This window comes from Marinobacter sp. KMM 10035 (assembly GCF_046537445.1).
GTDB lineage: Bacteria > Pseudomonadota > Gammaproteobacteria > Pseudomonadales > Oleiphilaceae > Marinobacter > Marinobacter sediminicola.
Genome location: NZ_JBBVMG010000001.1, coordinates 2536727 through 2552710 on the forward strand (window position 1 = coordinate 2536727; position 15984 = coordinate 2552710).

The 15984-nt window shown below is 52.2% G+C and carries 16 protein-coding genes; 5 read left to right on the forward strand and 11 right to left on the reverse strand.

Annotated elements, in window-relative coordinates; translation table 11 throughout:
• Positions 1 to 157 precede the first annotated feature (157 nt).
• Together AADB16_RS11405 and AADB16_RS11410 are read left to right on the forward strand one after the other, a co-directional pair.
• Complete coding sequence (locus tag AADB16_RS11405) at positions 158 to 835, forward strand: FadR/GntR family transcriptional regulator (RefSeq protein WP_309044497.1); 678 nt, start codon at positions 158 to 160, stop codon at positions 833 to 835.
• A gap of 2 nt (positions 836 to 837) precedes the next feature.
• Positions 838 to 1842 (forward strand): bile acid:sodium symporter family protein, encoded by a 1005-nt coding sequence (locus tag AADB16_RS11410; RefSeq protein WP_410803379.1) that lies wholly within the window; start codon positions 838 to 840, stop codon positions 1840 to 1842.
• A gap of 10 nt (positions 1843 to 1852) precedes the next feature.
• On the opposite strand, the gene AADB16_RS11415 is transcribed toward AADB16_RS11410, so the two are convergent.
• Positions 1853 to 2317: a hypothetical protein gene (locus AADB16_RS11415; RefSeq protein WP_309044495.1), complete on the reverse strand. Its 465-nt coding sequence runs from the start codon at positions 2315 to 2317 to the stop codon at positions 1853 to 1855.
• Between the two features lie 124 nt (positions 2318 to 2441).
• On the opposite strand from AADB16_RS11415, the gene AADB16_RS11420 reads away from it, so the two are divergent.
• The 3 genes from AADB16_RS11420 (at position 2442) to AADB16_RS11430 (ending at position 7592) form a co-directional block, all read left to right on the forward strand.
• Positions 2442 to 4634 carry a TonB-dependent receptor plug domain-containing protein gene (locus AADB16_RS11420; protein ID WP_410803381.1) on the forward strand — a complete coding sequence of 731 codons (2193 nt, stop codon included), beginning with the start codon at positions 2442 to 2444 and terminating at the stop codon, positions 4632 to 4634.
• Between the two features lie 71 nt (positions 4635 to 4705).
• Positions 4706 to 5656 carry an ABC transporter substrate-binding protein gene (locus AADB16_RS11425; protein WP_309044493.1) on the forward strand — a complete coding sequence of 317 codons (951 nt, stop codon included), beginning with the start codon at positions 4706 to 4708 and terminating at the stop codon, positions 5654 to 5656.
• A complete protein-coding gene (locus AADB16_RS11430; RefSeq protein WP_410803383.1) occupies positions 5649 to 7592 on the forward strand; it encodes an ATP-binding protein in 1944 nt (647 codons plus the stop codon). The genes AADB16_RS11425 and AADB16_RS11430 overlap by 8 nt, the downstream gene beginning before the upstream one ends.
• Positions 7593 to 7646: 54 nt before the next feature.
• Here AADB16_RS11430 and gorA read toward each other — a convergent pair whose 3' ends face one another.
• Genes gorA through gspF form a run of 10 tightly spaced genes read right to left on the reverse strand, consistent with a single transcriptional unit; the run spans position 7647 to position 15981 of the window.
• Positions 7647 to 9008, reverse strand: a complete 1362-nt coding sequence (gene gorA / locus AADB16_RS11435) for a glutathione-disulfide reductase (protein ID WP_410803385.1) — start codon at positions 9006 to 9008, stop codon at positions 7647 to 7649.
• Positions 9009 to 9034: 26 nt separating this feature from the next.
• Positions 9035 to 9697, reverse strand: a complete 663-nt coding sequence (locus AADB16_RS11440) for a GNAT family N-acetyltransferase (protein ID WP_410803387.1) — start codon at positions 9695 to 9697, stop codon at positions 9035 to 9037.
• A gap of 55 nt (positions 9698 to 9752) precedes the next feature.
• Entirely contained in the window at positions 9753 to 10283 is a 531-nt protein-coding gene (gspM, locus tag AADB16_RS11445) for a type II secretion system protein GspM (protein ID WP_410803389.1), read from the reverse strand.
• Positions 10284 to 10287: 4 nt separating this feature from the next.
• Positions 10288 to 11592 (reverse strand): type II secretion system protein GspL, encoded by a 1305-nt coding sequence (gene gspL / locus AADB16_RS11450; protein WP_309044488.1) that lies wholly within the window; start codon positions 11590 to 11592, stop codon positions 10288 to 10290.
• A gap of 2 nt (positions 11593 to 11594) precedes the next feature.
• Positions 11595 to 12605 (reverse strand): type II secretion system minor pseudopilin GspK, encoded by a 1011-nt coding sequence (gene gspK / locus AADB16_RS11455; protein WP_410803391.1) that lies wholly within the window; start codon positions 12603 to 12605, stop codon positions 11595 to 11597.
• Between the two features lie 6 nt (positions 12606 to 12611).
• Positions 12612 to 13337, reverse strand: coding sequence for a type II secretion system minor pseudopilin GspJ (gspJ, locus tag AADB16_RS11460; protein WP_309044486.1), 726 nt, complete (start codon positions 13335 to 13337; stop codon positions 12612 to 12614).
• Positions 13334 to 13735, reverse strand: coding sequence for a type II secretion system minor pseudopilin GspI (gene gspI / locus AADB16_RS11465; RefSeq protein WP_410803394.1), 402 nt, complete (start codon positions 13733 to 13735; stop codon positions 13334 to 13336). The genes gspJ and gspI overlap by 4 nt, the downstream gene beginning before the upstream one ends.
• Complete coding sequence (gene gspH / locus AADB16_RS11470; RefSeq protein WP_410803396.1) at positions 13735 to 14271, reverse strand: type II secretion system minor pseudopilin GspH; 537 nt, start codon at positions 14269 to 14271, stop codon at positions 13735 to 13737. The genes gspI and gspH overlap by 1 nt, the downstream gene beginning before the upstream one ends.
• A 3-nt stretch (positions 14272 to 14274) precedes the next feature.
• Positions 14275 to 14721, reverse strand: a complete 447-nt coding sequence (gene gspG / locus AADB16_RS11475) for a type II secretion system major pseudopilin GspG (protein ID WP_298447057.1) — start codon at positions 14719 to 14721, stop codon at positions 14275 to 14277.
• A 48-nt stretch (positions 14722 to 14769) separates the two neighbouring features.
• Positions 14770 to 15981, reverse strand: coding sequence for a type II secretion system inner membrane protein GspF (gene gspF / locus AADB16_RS11480; protein ID WP_309044483.1), 1212 nt, complete (start codon positions 15979 to 15981; stop codon positions 14770 to 14772).
• Between the last annotated feature and the right edge of the window lie 3 nt (positions 15982 to 15984).

Sequence of the window (15984 nt, forward strand, 5' to 3'; positions counted from 1 at the left end):
TCCCTGGGGAAAATGGCGCTACCCCAAGCAGACTATCATTTCTTCAAAGTAGCCAGGTAATGCCTGGCTTTTTGCATTCTCGATTTTTTATCAATGAACTTGCATCGCCAAACAATTCATAGGATGATTCGATGATCGGCTGAACGGATGATCTACAATGCTTAAGAAGATTCAAAAAGGTTCCTTGGTAGAAACCGCCATAGAAAGCCTGAGGCACGCGATAGAAACCAAGCAATGGTTGGTTGGAGACAGGCTTCCGGTAGAAGCTGAACTGTCGGAGGCCCTTGGTGTTAGTCGCAACACCGTGCGCGAAGCGGTGCGAGTACTTGCCCACGTAGGGATGCTTGAAACCCGGCAGGGAGACGGCACCTATGTGAGGGCCACCCGGGATGCCGGGGAAACCCTTAAGCGGATTGCCCGTACCCAGCTCACAGATCAACTTGAAGTCAGGATTATGCTGGAAACCGAAGCTGCAAAGCTGGCGGCGCAACGGCGCACCGACCAGGATATTCGCGCCATGACCACGGCTCTTGATGCCAGGGGTAAGGCTGATTCGGACATGCAAGCGCGTATTCGTCACGATGAAGCATTCCACCACGCTCTCGTAGCCGCGTCCCATAATTCGGCGCTCTCGGAGCTTTACGACTACTTTTCCCACGCCATAACCCAAACCATCGAGCGCACTGAGCTTGATGCCGACCTGCCGGAGCCAACCCAGGAAGATCATGAACTGCTTCTTGCGGCCGTTCGTCGTCAGGATTCAGAAAAAGCGGAAAAGCTCGCTCGATCACTCCTCTCCCCTAGCCTTCAAGCCTCAAGAAAGAGAGACGCCTGACCATGAAATTCCGGCCAGACACCTTTACTATTATGTTACTGGGCGCCGTTGCCCTCGCCTCGTTTTTGCCAGCCACAGGCAGTATTGGGGAACTACTGGCAACTGCGGGAACCGTCGCGGTCGCCCTGCTCTTCTTTTTCCATGGTGCAGCCCTTTCCCGGGAGCAAATTGTTGCCGGAGCTTCTCACTGGCGGCTGCACATACTTATTACGGCGCTTACGTTCGGTTTCTTCCCACTTGTCGTGCTCCCCATAAATGGCATGAACAGCATCGCACCCTCCTGGATGCCTGCCGATTTGGGGCTTGGATTCCTGTATCTGGGCGTATTGCCGTCTGCTGTCTCTTCATCCATTGCGTACACAGCTTTGGCCCGCGGTAACGTACCTGCGGCGATATGCAGCGCCGCGGCATCGAACGTATTCGGAATGATGCTGACGCCCTTCCTGCTACTCTTGCTGGTGAGCTCTGCGGGCAGTGGGGATTTTGCGGTGGGTGACGCTCTTAAAGATATCGTATTACAGCTACTGCTACCTTTTGCTGTCGGCCACGCCATGCGCCCTGTATTGGGAGGATTTCTGGGTCGGAACGAACACTTGATGGCACGCTACGATAAATGCGTGATCTGGTTGATCGTGTACTCCGCCTTCTCCCATTCCGTGGAAAGTGGTCTTTGGCAGAATCTGCCGGTCAAAGCCATAGTTCTCACCATACTGCTGTGTATCGCGTTACTCGCCCTTTTTATGTTTTTTGCGCGTTTCCTGGTGCGGCGATTCGGATTCAGTCTGGAGGATGAAGCTGCAGTGGTTTTCTGCGGTTCGAAAAAGAGTCTGGCGTCGGGTCTACCCATGGCAAAAGTGCTGTTTTCCGGGCACCCGGGTTTTGGAATGATCGTGCTACCAATTATGTGCTACAACCAGGTTCAAGTTATTCTTGGCGCAATATTGGCCGAGAGATATCGAGAAAAAATCGCAGAGTCGCAGTCAGCACCCAGTGATCAGGAGGTATGAGAGGCGGCAATCAGCCGCCACCCATACCACCGAAAATCGTAGCGAGGATCACAAGCCCGATAATCCAGCCTATGACGGCCGGCCAAAAGTTAACCATTTGCGGTGAATCGTCATCTAAAGACTCCCGCGACGGGTCGGGATCAGGGTCTGGATATCGGCGCTCCTCTTCCAGAGCTGCGACTTCCTGAAGGCTTTGCCATTCAAACCACTCCGCCAGAAAGATAACTACCGGGGGTGGAAAACTGCCATTCTCAGCCATAGGCCGAAGCTGCGGCTCCAGTTGCCTGCCAAGCTCCTGGCGCAACAGCACCTGATCAGCAGGGGGCTCACGAAGGATGGCCTTCCATATGCCCACATCCCTGCTTCGGCCGGGATCATTCAAAAGCGCCTTGATCTGGATCACAACCTCACGAACAACCTGCCCTTCCGAGGCGTCAAGATCGCGATCAACTTCGCTCAAACTCTTATCAGGCATATTGAAAACCTATCAACTCTTAACATTTTTAGGAGAGACAAATAGTGTGTAGTCAAATACGATAGCAAAAAACATAAAAGCAAACGTTACACCTATTCACTCGGCAGATTATAGAACGACACCTATGTTCGTTACGAATTTCGGCAAAATCGCTTTTCGTCGTCCAACATTACACTGCACAAACATTGCGGTAACGGCTTTGGCGGCATCCATATTATTCGGCTCAATGCCTGCTGCAGCACAATCGCCCGCTGATGACGCTCAACCTATCGGGTTCTATGGGTTTAATGACGAGCTACCAGAAGTTCTAACCACTACCCGGCTCAGACAGCCCAAAACACGGGTTCCTGGAACCACGACCGTCATTGAAGGCGAAATGATCCGGGACCTTGGCATTATGAACCTTGTTGAGGTGTTTCGGCTGGTTCCCGGCATGGTTGTGGCTGAAGTCGGAAGCAACTCACCGGTTACTACATATCACGGTACCGTGCATTATGAGCAACGAAGGATGCAAGTGTTGGTCGATGGCCGCACGGCTCACCGGGCAACCTTGTCAGATATGGACTGGCAAACCATGCCGGTGCCATTAGAACTCATTGAGCGTATAGAAGTAAGCAGAGGCCCAAACTCGGCTGCCTACGGCATCAATGCTTTTCTGGGCACCATCAACATTATTACGCGAAACCCCGCTGACACGTCTGGCGCAGAGGTACGGGTTGTTCGTGGTTCAAGAAACTATATCCGCACGTTTGCCTCCGTTGGTGATGCCAATGACAGTTACGACTGGCGACTAGCCTTTGAGAAGCGCAAATTTGGTGGGTTTGATTACCAGAGCGGAGGGGCTGACCCTGAGCCCTTCCATGACAGCCATAATATCAATTCATTCGATTATTCCTCCCGCCTGAAGGTTAACTCCGGGTTCAACGCCGATATCCGAATGGGTGTTGTGGACGGTATAAACCAACAAGACAAAGATAGAAGCGGAGAGCTGGAAGCCGTTGGTCACCCAGACATCGATCTCAGGGATTATTACCTGCAAACCCAGCTAAATTTCATCCCTTCAGAACAACACTTCTTCCACATTCAAGTGAGTTTTGAAAACTTTGATCGCAGGCAAAGATGGCCTATTGAGATACCAGAAGCAGCAGTGAATTGCCTGGCAAATGGAACACTGCTTCATTTGAACAAAAGCGTGTGTTTTGCCGGTGGAGGAACTCCGCTGACCGCTGATGTTAACGCAGATTCGGAAGACTCCAGGCTTGAGTTAGAGCTTCAGGATACGATTTTGTTCAATGACGATCTGAAGCTGGTCACAGGCGTTGGCTTCCGCGAAGACACCTATCGCTCAGAAACCTATTTCAACGGTAGAGGTAACAATCACCAATCCCGTGTGTTCGGGAACCTTGAGTACACGCCTATTTCCTGGCTCACTTTGAACGGTGGTGGCAACTGGGAACGCACAACAACAACAGATGAGGGCTATTTTTCACCCCGTGTTGCGGCGAACTTTACTCTGGGGAATAACCATGCGCTCCGGTTTGTGTACTCGAAGGCCGTCCGCACCCCTGATGGATTTGAGCAAAATCCGGATTATGGATATACACTGAAGAATGTTGAGCCTGCACAGTATGCCGGCTATGAAGGGTATCGGATTGAGAGTCCTGCTGTTTGGAGGCACTTATCTTATGTAACTCTTGGGGAAACGCTCAAGGAAGAAACCATTACCTCAAGGGAAATCAGTTACTTCGGTCTGTTTCCTATGAATACAGGTCAACTGTCTCTGGAGGTTCGATTATTCAAGGATGAGCTTCGGGACATGATCAGCGGCGTTATTCAGTTCAAGGACTGGACCATAGATAACAACGTTGCGCTCGACCAGGAGGGCCTTGAGATTGAGGCTTCCGTTGAGTTCCCGGGGACCACGTTCAGAGCTAGCTATGGCTATCTGGAACAGCATGGTCGGTACACTGGGTCACCCATACTTGATGAAAATGGTAACTCTGACCCCGGCCGGGAGGAGTACACGGTTGATTTGCTTGGTCGCATGTCGACACGACATTCAGGTAGCCTGGCACTCATCCAGGACCTTCCATTTGGCATCAGGGGTTCTACGGCATACTACTGGGCAGACAAATTTCGGAACTCACGGTTTGAGCGCATCGACTTCCGTCTCGCAAAACGAATCTTTCAGCCACGCTATTCAGCTGAACTTGCGCTCACCATGCAGCACTACATAAACGATGAGCCGGATATGAGCCGGGCAAATATTATTGCAGATCAAAATCAACTCTTCGTAGAAGCGGGCATCCGTTTCTGATCGTAAATCAGGGATTGTTTCAGGCCTGGGATGGTATGAAAAACAAGGGGTGCTTGATAAGGCGAGAAGCGATGCAGGCGGTAAAATCCCTGGCTGCAGCCGCATTGCTTCGAACTTTGTTGGCATTCGCTATTCTGGCTGTATCCCCTGCTTCCCTGGCGCAGGACACCAACTATCCACCTGTGTATCTGGCCGGCTCCGGAAATCTCGCTCTGGATCACCATATTCAAAGTCTCCTTGAGCGCGCACTCGAAGGACAGAATAATCTCGTTCTTATCTCCGACGTACAAGCAGTCCAGGCGAATGACGGCCCCATCGTCACTCTGGGCCCGGGTGCGTTTTCACGGATAAGGCAAATCAATCGGGAAGCACCGGTACTAGCGCTACTGGTAGAGCCGGATTTCCTTGAGGGTTTCGCTAGCCGGTCATCAGGGCATATTTCGGGTATCTACCACGGTGCCACACTTCTCAGGCAAGCCTTGATTGGAAAGGCCATCCTTCCGCAAGCAACACGAATCGCCTTGATGGCCACCTCAGGCACTGCAGAAGTCTACGATGAGCTTATTGACCAACTTCAAGCCTACCAGCTCGAAGCCCAGCTTTTTGTAGTGGACGGTGACAAACAGCTCATCCCGACACTCAACAGAGCACTGAGCTACGGCGACTTCTTACTGGCCGCACCAGATAACACCATTTACAACCCCAGAACCATTAAACACGTTCTTCTCACGGCTTATCGCAGAAACAGAATTGTGATAGGCCCTAGCCAGGCTTATGTAAAAGCAGGCTCCCTTGCTTCGGGCTACGCCCCCTTTCCCGCCATGGTTGAGATGGCACAGGACTACCTGCAGTCGTTCTTTGAAAGTGGCGAGTTTCCGCACCCGGGTTATCCGCCCCAGTTCCGAGTTGAAATCAACGAACAGGTTGCTCGTTCATTGAATATACCGTTGGCGACTCCGGAGCAGATCATCCGAAACGTCGAGCTCCGCCTAAAAGAACATGGAGGACAAGTCGATGAATGAGCAGTCCACCAACACGCCTTTGGCTCGCAAGCTATTACTGCTCGGTGCGCTCCCTTCAGTCGTGATGTTCATTACGCTCATGGGGTTCTTTACCTCTGCGCGCCTGGATGATGCCAGGCGCGACCTCGCCGACAACAACCAGCTACTGGCTGACACCTTGGCTCCTTCTTTGGAGTACGCCGTTGTATCCGGCAACACTCTGGCGCTGCAGGAAATACTTTCCCAGTCCATTCGGCACAGCAGAGCAGACTGGATTCGTGTAGAGGACGTTACCGGCGAAGAGATTGGTGCGGCCTACGCTAGCGATAGCCCCGTCACAGAAGCGGAGGCTGAATTTGCGATTTTTCAGGCAGAGATACTGCAGAAGCCCCTGGAGTTTGAAACAGATCGCCAAAGCCTGTGGTTCGAGCCTGAGTTTGGTCTCAGTTCCGGAGCGCTGAGGGTCGGTACCGTTATGGTCGGTGTGAGTGACAAGGCGCTCACTGAACGGCGAAACGATATTCTCTGGTCGTCTTTAACCATAGGGCTATCGTTACTGCTATTCACCATTTTGATTATCAAGCACTCGTTGAATACGATTCTCTCCCCGATTACTGAGCTTTCGGGGCGCATCAATCGCCTTATCGAGGGCGATTATCGGGTAAGCAAAGTGAACAAACGTAAAAACTCCCGGGAATTGGTTGCGATTGAGCAGCAATTGAACCAACTGGCTGACCACCTTGAGTCACTTAAAGCTTCGAGAGATCAGACACTGGCTATTTCCGAGCATGCGCGGGAAAAGGCCGAAATGGCAAGCCACGCCAAATCAGAATTTTTGGCAACCATGAGCCACGAACTTCGTACTCCGCTAAATGGAGTCCTCGGTATGATTGATCTGGTCCAGGAAGAGAATTTGAGTCCGAGGCAGCGCGATTATTTAAAGACCGCCCGCCAGTCAACGGACGACCTCTTGACCGTTATCAGCGATATTCTGGATTACTCCTACATGGACAGCGGCAGTATCATGTTGGACCATCAGCCTTTCAATTTGCACTCGCTTATCACGAACTGCGTTGCGTCGTATCGCCATATGGCAGAGGAACAGGGGCTAGCTCTGACCCTTAACTTTTACGGTGATTGGCCCACAACGCCAATGGTAAAAGGGGATGCGCCCCGGATCCGCCAGATTCTCGCCTGCCTGCTTGATAATGCTATCAAATTCACTAATGACGGGTTTGTTAACGTACAGGTTGGATGCTTTGGGGTTGAAGACGGCTGCATCATTGTTAACTGCTCCGTCAGCGATTCTGGCAGCGGCATTCCCCCCCACCGGGTGACCGATATATTCAGCACCTTTCAACAAATCGAGGGTGGAGATGCCCGAAGCTTCGGCGGTGCCGGTATCGGGCTGTCTCTGGTTCAAAGACTGGTGGAGCTTCTCGGAGGCCATATTCAGGTGGATTCACTACATGGAGAAGGTTCATCGTTCCGCTTTGAGTTACCCCTGGAGCTCGCCTCCACTGCTATCTTGCCTGATGAACCTGAATCCTCTCTCCTTGTTGAGGTGCCTCTCTCCAAACGTGCACTGGTCATTGAGGACAATTTGGTAAACCAGAGGGTTGCAGTGGCACTGCTAAACCGCCTTGGATTTCACACTGAATCTGTCACCAATGGGCAGGAAGCTTTGGAAAAAGTTCGTGCCAGTCATCAAGGCTTTGATGTCATCCTCATGGATTGCCAGATGCCCGTAATGGATGGCTACGAAACAACACGTTATATCCGGGAGTGGGAAACAGCCAATGGTGTGGATAGAACCCCCGTGATTGCACTGACCGCAGATGTATTGCCCGGTACGGAGCAAAACTGTCATGAAAGTGGCATGGACGACTACCTGTCCAAACCTGTGCGAAAGGAAAATCTTCGGGAAGTCCTGGAGCGTTGGGTAACACTCTCGTGAGTAGAGCGAGAAGATGTTCGGGATTTGAGCCCCTCCCTGGGCTCGGGGTATTTTTCAGGCCACAGGCTCCCGCATGGTGACGAATTCTTCTGCTGAGGTTGGGTGTATGCCAATTGTCGCATCAAACTGCGCTTTGGTTGCTCCGGCTTTGATGGCTACGGCAAGCCCCTGAGTGATTTCACCAGCATCTGCCCCCACCATGTGGGCACCCAGAACCCGATCTGTAGCGTCATCAACTACGAGCTTCATCAGGCAGCGTTCATCGCGACCACTGAGTGTGTATTTCATGGGCCTGAACTCAGAGCGGTAGATTCTCAGGGTATGCCCTGCTTCGCGCGCCTCTTCCTCTGTTAAGCCCACCGTGCCAATATTTGGCTGGCAGAAAACTGCGGTAGGAATCGCGGTGTAGTCCATTTCACCTTCGCCATCCCCAAACATCCTTCGCGACAGCACCATAGCCTGTGCAAGCGCTACCGGCGTTAACTGTGGCGTGCCGATCACATCCCCCAGGGCGGTTATTGAGGGCACTGAGGTTTGGAAATAATCGTCTACCACCACATGCCCTGAGGCATTGAGTTCGATGCCGAGCTCGGTCAAGCCCAAACCATCAACCAGCGCCCTTCTGCCCGTTGCGGCCATCACAAGCCCTGTCTCCATGATCTCGCCATTACTGAGTTTAACCCGGTAATGGGAGTTTTCGGGTTCAACAGTCTCAATAGTTACGCCAAACTCGAGCCGAATACCTTTTTTGCGCATTTCTTGCTCGGTAAATTTGCGCACATCGCTGTCGAAGCCGCGAAGGAACAAATCTCCCCGATACAGCAGCGTTGTTTCCACACCAAGACCCGCAAGAATACCTGCGAATTCAACGGCAATGTAACCGCCGCCCCAAACAACAGCCTGTTTGGGTAATTGCGGCAAATAGAACATGTCATTCGATGTAAGAATACTTTCCTTGCCAGGAATATCGGGCACAATGGGCCAGCTGCCCGTCGCAACGGTTATGTGCCTGGTTGTATATTCCTTTCCACCTACCACAATCGTATTCGGATCCTTGATGGATGCCGTGCCTTCAATAATGGTAACGCCAGCGTTCTCAAGCAGGCGGCCATAAATACCGTTAAGCCTTTCTATTTCAGCATTCTTGTTGGCAACAAGTGTCGGCCAGTCAAAACTGACACCGTCCATGGGTATGTCCCAGCCATAACCTGCTGCATCTTCCAGCTCGTCGTGAACGTGAGCCCCGTAAACAAACAGCTTTTTGGGTACACAACCAACGTTAACGCAGGTGCCCCCAAGATAGCGGGATTCAACTACGGCTACCCGCGCGCCACGCCCGGCAGACATACGCGCAAGACGCACGCCGCCGGAACCGGCACCAATCACAATCAGATCATAATCCAAGCTGTCAGACACGGTGTCTCCTGTTGCTTGTTACAGCGTTAATTTTGGTTGGCGGCCGCCTTGGCTTCCGGGTGAATCTCGCGGAACAGTATGTGATCCTCAAAACCACCAACACGAATTTTCCCAAGGCTGCGAAAGCCTTCAGATTCATAAAATGGCAGGTAACGGCTATTTCCCGTGTCGAGGACGAGGCCTGTCACACGAGGGTTCTCTGCGCAAAGCCGTTGTACAGCTTGTAGCAAAAGCCGCCCGTAACCACGATTCTGGTACTTTGGATTTACACCCATTAATGGCAACTGATGCGCCAGTGGCTGTGGCAAAATCGCACGTATCCGTTCGTGATAGTGCAGGTATCGGCGAGTGGAGGCAAAACCCGCTGTCAGCACCATGCGAATTCTCCAGCTGAACTGATTCGCAAGGTTCAACCGCAAATCCGGGTCGCCAATAAACGCCACGGCCACCAGCGTATCATTAATCATCACGCCTACGGATTCCTGATTGAGATCAAAATACAAATCAACCAACTCCCGTACGGTTGCCCGAACCCGTTGCTTATAACCCGGTTTGCGATGATTAAACAGGTACTGAAATGTGGGCTCGTCCCGGTAGGCATCATACAGAATCGATCTGGCTTCATTCAAAGCACTGACATCCAACCGAACAATAACCGGATCCGACTCGGTTTTATTATCGTTACTCATGTTTTCGCTCCTGTCTCTGTCCGGCGAGACCGCCCCGGAACCCTGTTGGTCAGAATCAGATTGCCAATGTCAGGCGAACAGACACCCTGCCTGGTTTGTCACCACGATCCAACGCAGCCTGGTCAATCACAACTCCATGCTTACCATTCAGCATTTCAAGCCATGCTGCAACGTCTGAATAACGAGCGGATTCCAGCCAAACACGGATGGCACTGTCACCGCTAGGTTCGAAGCGTTGCAACGTGAGGCCGGAGTCCCTTGCGGAACGGGTAACCAAACCCATCAGCGCCCGTCCATCGGCTGGGCGATCTGCTGATGTAGTTGCTGGCCCACTACCTCTGCTGCCCATGCGGCGGATGACAGGCTCATTTGCCTGTATCCAGGCTACCAACTCTGACGCATTTTCTTTACTGGCTTCAGCCTTATCATGAAAACCCGTGATCGGGCTCCAAACTGCAAAATAGAGAATACCCAAAAACACGGCTATCGCCAGAACCACAAGTGCCTGCTGATCGCGCTTGGGAAGCTGGTCATATTGCGCAATTAACTTCCCGACTGCAGGCTGTTCTTTCAGCTTCGTCAGCATAGCCTTAACCTCCAGATACTGTCAGGCGGCCACGGGCGCCGCTGGATTCGTTAACCACTGAGCCGATTTTGGCATCAAGTCCCTGATCAGCAAGGCCGTTTCGTAGAGCGCTAAGACGGTCGTAGCTATCTGCCCGAACATCCACCACCAACTCCCCGCGAGACTGGCTGTAATTAATGGAATTAAACGTTACCGTCCCGGTGCCTGCAACATTCGAATATTGCTGTCCCGTGTATTTCATCAGGGTTACAAAATCTGCATCAGGGCCATCTGAACCCGCCATGCGAAGCTGTCCTTCAATGACCCGCTTTACATTGCCTGCATGGGTTCTTCGATCCTGAGGAAATGCACTCCGATAGACCGACATAGCCTGCTGTCGCATATCCTCCGCTTGTTTCTGATAATAGAAGCCCATTCCGGCTTCCAACGCCAACTGCACAACAAACCATACCGCCGCGACCGCGATCAGCGGTTTCCAGGGCTTCAACGGGCTTGCCTTACCACCTTTTACCGAGAAGTCTCGTTGGCATAGATTGATGGGGCGGCACAAGTGGTGGTGGTGAGCGTGGGCCAACAACTCCAGTGGCATCAGTTCCAGTGATTCCCGGCGCACAGTCAGTCGTCCAGGGGCCATTAGCTCGCCAAGCACAGCCTGCTGTTCGTCAAACTCGGTTTCCGTGCCGTAGATGACCACTGGGACTTCAGCAACCACATCCTCGGAGGGCGGCAGCGCCAGGGTGTGTGCAAACATCCCAAGGTTGGCGGACTGCATGCTCAACCACTCGCCCCGGAAGCTGGCCATCATCGCAGACTCACCATCAAGGCAAATAGACCACCCTTCTTCAGTAACCGGGAGTAATGCGGCATCCGGGTAGATGGCGTCAAGCCTGGTATGCAGCCAGCCTCGGTACAGTTCCAGCCATTGTGCCATTCTATCCCGATCAATCGCCGCAACCCTGTACCCTTCGTGCGTGTGCAAGCCAAGAGCCAGATGGACACTGTCGATATCCTGGGCTATCTGTTCTTCAACCGCATAAGGCAGCGCCTGGTTGATGAACCGGCTTTGCTTGGCAGGAATGTCAGCTACGCAGAACAGGGCTTCATCACCTGGAATAAGGCCGATAAGCAAGACATCATCAAGCCCGTTCTGACTCAGTGTTTGTTCGATGGTATTACGAACATCACCACTACCCTGTGCTTGGGCATCGCCACCGGCATCGTAAAGCACCCAGTTGAAGAGCCGCTCGTCCGGGTTTTGGCTGGAATCCTCAAAGGGCGTCAGTGGTCGCACGTAAAGGCGGTAAGACATGGTTATCCTTCCGAGATGGTAAAGGGTTCTTTAGTAATTCGATTTTTTTGTCCGGTATCCCTGTGAACCGTCCGAACGTCACCTTCCTGATTACGGAAAACTGTACTTACCATATTTACAACACGGTTATCGTAGGTAATCCGTGAAACAACTTCAAAAAAGCGGGTTTGCAACCCCAGGCCTACGGGCTTCAGGCCAGATGCAGCAAGCTCAGGGAGTGCCAGAAAATCCTGAAGATTTTCGAACCGCTTTTCCTCTCGCTTTTCAACAATAGACGCAGCTTGCGCCGACGACAATTCATCATACAGCGACATCAATACTTCAGCCGTTGCTGTGTTCACATTGATACCCAACCCGTTCACCGGCAAGGCGGTAACGTGGGGGCGCAATGCGACATAAATTTCTTCAGTCATACCTTCTATCAGCCGGAGTTCAGACACGCTCACAAAAGGCTGATTCGCAGCCCGGTAACCAGGTTCTGCCATAAGGTACTGGCCGTCTTCTGCGCCGTAGGCGCTGATTGTCTGATCGTCTGAATCTACCCAATCAACCAAGGTATCAACCGAGATTCCTGTAATGCCGAGAGCAACCAACAAACGGGTAAGGCGATCTTTTGTTATCGGATCCACCTGTCCTTTGCCAATGACCAGATCGTTCAGGTTGATGCGCCCGCCCAGATCGTCTATCTGTACTTCAGCAACTCCGTTGTTGTCCAAGGGCAGAATGGCGGCGTTTTTAGCCCAGAACTCATCCAGGCTGTCGACCATCAGATTGTCTTCTTTATCCTGCTCAAAATCCCTTACCAGAATCTGGCCGGCAAAGGCTTCTGTGCCCAAGGCAATACTCTGGCCTTGTTGCTGAGCTAAATAATGGCCCGCTTTGAATACCCGTACGTTTTGTTGTTGGCTCATACCGGAAGCGAGCATGACCACCAGAGCCATGGCGAGCAAAACCATAATCAGCGCAACACCCTGCTGCTTATTCGGGCCAGGATCATAGGAGTGTAGAGTCATGTCATCTTACCCCCCCTGCCCCGATGCACCAGAGCCTTCCTCTTCAGCCGCTTTGTTGCTTGCTTGCTTCAGCTGGTCTAGCAGGCCTTGAGCACCTTCCAGATCAAAGTCGGGTAGTACAAAGGTTCGTACGATTTCACCAAAGCGTTCATGCTCGAGCGTAATTTCTATCGCCAGAGGAAAGGCTATTTCAGGACGTGTACCGGGGCTCAACGAAGCCATGGCTTGTTCCGGCGGCCATTCCGGTTGCCAACTGTTCTGATCGTTCATAAACCGCAAATCAAAGGCGGTAACACCATCCAGAAGCATGAGGTCCTGGCTGTTGTCCTCCTGGCCCTGGTCCACAGTTGGCCAGTAACGCCGCCGCAGTTCACTACCTGTATATTCCCAGCCAACCCGCTGCAAACTACTGCGCCTTATCCCGAGGGGATTGCGCCAGCCTTGCCGGGTTAACATTAGAGAAAAATCATCTTCACGGCTCGTTAATGCTGGCTTGAAATCACCATAGATGTCCCGTGCGGATCGATTAACAATCTGCGTGATATCCCGTTCCATAAGAAGCATCGCCCGCTGAAGCCCATCAAAGCTTTCGGCAAGCTCATCAACCCGGTCTCTGGAGGCGATCACATTATTCAAAACTTGCCAAACGCCGATACCGATAACCGCAGTGATACTTATGGCGACCATCACTTCAAGAAGCGTAAATCCCCGCTGGCCCTTAATCTCCCTCATTTTTGACCTACGAAGGCAGAGAGCGTATGTACTGGGTAAGATTTTGAGCTGCCGTCCCGGTAGCGAGCTACTTCAACTTCTACACGGCGCATTTTAGGTTCGGCGGTCGCAATGACTTTCGTAGTCACTTGCCAACGGTGAGGGCCGTAATCTTTGTCTTTAGAGTTCTCGGATATGCCTGGCAGGTTTTTATCCAACCGAATTTCATTCATACGATTGTCAGCAAGCCATCCCGCAAAGGTTTTGTCCCGGATACGTTCATAACTGGAGATGTACTGACTGGCCACCTCTGCTGAGGCGGTTGCGATAAGGCCAAACACCAACAACGCTATCATCACTTCAATAAGTGTGAAGCCTTTTCCGGATTTAGCGAATCTTGCCGGATTCTCGGGCCTCATCAGCCGCCTGCCTCATCGCCGGGTTTGCGCCAATTAATGGGCGAGATGCCATCAGATGCCAAAATATGGGTGTAATCTGTCTGGCTGCCAATCGTGAACTCAAGCTCAAAAGGTGTGGTTTCGCCACTGGAGAAAAACACCAGATCAGGCCTTAATTTATCTTCAACGGACGCAAGCCTCGGCGTGTCACTCTCAATGAACTGGGTCGCAACCAACCAGTCCGGGAAATCCCTGGCCCTGAATATACGTTCTCCGGTGGCTTTCCAGTCCCCGGAATCATCCTGAAACGCAACAAACTGATACCCGTTCTCTTCAAAGAGCAGGCCCAGCTCCAGATTATTCAGCACTGCCTGCTCTGATGCAGTCTGCATTAGCAGATACAGTTCCCGCACTTCATTCTTAAGCTCGCGCTGCTGGGAGTTACCACCCATGGTAAAGACAGCCAGAGCCGCAAGCAGGCCCACCAGAACCAGGACAACAAGTATCTCAATCAGGGTAAACCCGTTGCTGTTGTGTACTGGCTCTGAGCGCCTCATCAATTAATTGCCGATATTCGATACGCTGATGTCTGCAGCATCGCCGTCACCGCCATCCTGCCCATCAGAGCCCTTGGAATAGAGGTCGTAGGCGCCATCCCGGCCAGGGCTTACGTACTGAAATTCGTTGCCCCAAGGGTCGCTGGGAACACTTTTCATATAGCCATCAGGGTTCCAGTTTTTGGGTTCGGGGCTGCCGCTCGGGCGAGATACCAATGCATCCAGGCCCTGCTGTGTAGAGGGATAATGGCTGTTGTCCAACCGGTACATGTCCAACGCCCCGGCAAGGTTCTTCAGCTGGGTTTCCGCAATGGTTACTTTCGCCTGATCACTCCGGCCCATAATGTTCGGCGCCACAACGGCCACCAAAAGGCCAAGAATAACCATGACGACCATGATCTCGATAAGGGTGAAGCCCCGGCTGGATTTCAGTTTATTCAGTTGTTTCATTGTATTTACATCACTCTTTGTTGGCTTAAAAAGTTGGCTTGTATGGCGTTAACCCACCAGATTGCTCATGTTCAGTATGGGCAGCATGATAGCCATCACAATAATCAGAACAACCACCCCCATAATCAACAGCATCATGGGCTCAAAAAGCCCAACGATGGCGGCAATTTTAGATTGCAGTGCGTTTTCCTGCATATTGGCGGTGCGCTCCAACATGCTGTCTAACTCACCGCTTGCTTCCCCGCTTGCAATCATGTGCAGCATCATCGGCGGGAAATAGCCTGACTGATCCAGAGCCCGGTGCAAGGAGCCGCCCTCACTCACTTTACGCGCAGCCTCTTTAAGTTGTTGGCGCAAGTAGTCATTCGAAAGCACCTCGCCCGCAATTCTCATGGCATCTACCAGAGGCACACCGCTGGTTGTTAATATGCTAAGCGTGCTGGCATACCGGGCAGTATTTACGCCCCGCACCATTCCGGAAAACAACGGCAAGTGCAGCAGGCGCTTATGAAAGCGCATCCGGAACGCCGGTTTCGTTAGTGCAAAGCGGAATGCCATAAAGGCGATCACCAACAGAATAAAGACATAGACACCGTAACTGGTTAGAAATTCCGACATGGCCAACATCGCCTGAGTGAGTGCAGGCAGTTCTTGGCCCTGTTTGAGGAACACGTCGATGATATCCGGCACTACATACGTCAACAGGAACACCACAATGGCAATTGCAACGAAACTAAGAATAATTGGGTAGATGGCAGCCAACTGGATTTTCTGGCGTGCTTCCTGTCGGTTTTCGGTGTAATCCGCCAACCGGTTAAGAACCAGATCCAGGTGCCCTGCATGCTCTCCCGCGGCTACGGTAGAGCGATAGAGCCGCGGAAAGGCTTTCGGGAATTCTCCAAGGCTATCCGCCAGCGTATAGCCTTCCATAACCTTGGCACGAATAGCGATGAGCATGCTGCGGATACGTGGTTTTGCCGTTTGCTGAGCCGTTGCAGACAGCGCCTGCTCAATAGGAATGCCGGACTGGATTAACGTTGCCAATTGGCGTGTGATCAATGCAAGATCGGCAGCCGCTAACGAGCCTCCAGCACTTAATGGGTTGCTGGGGGTGCGTTTCTGAACGGCTGGTTCAACGGCGAGTGGGGTTAGGCCTTTTTCTCTGAGTTTCTGACGCACGGCGCGAGGTGCATCCGCTTCGATAACACCTTGCTTCTGTTTTCCCCGAGTATCGAGGGCTTTGTATTCGTAGGCGGGCATGGC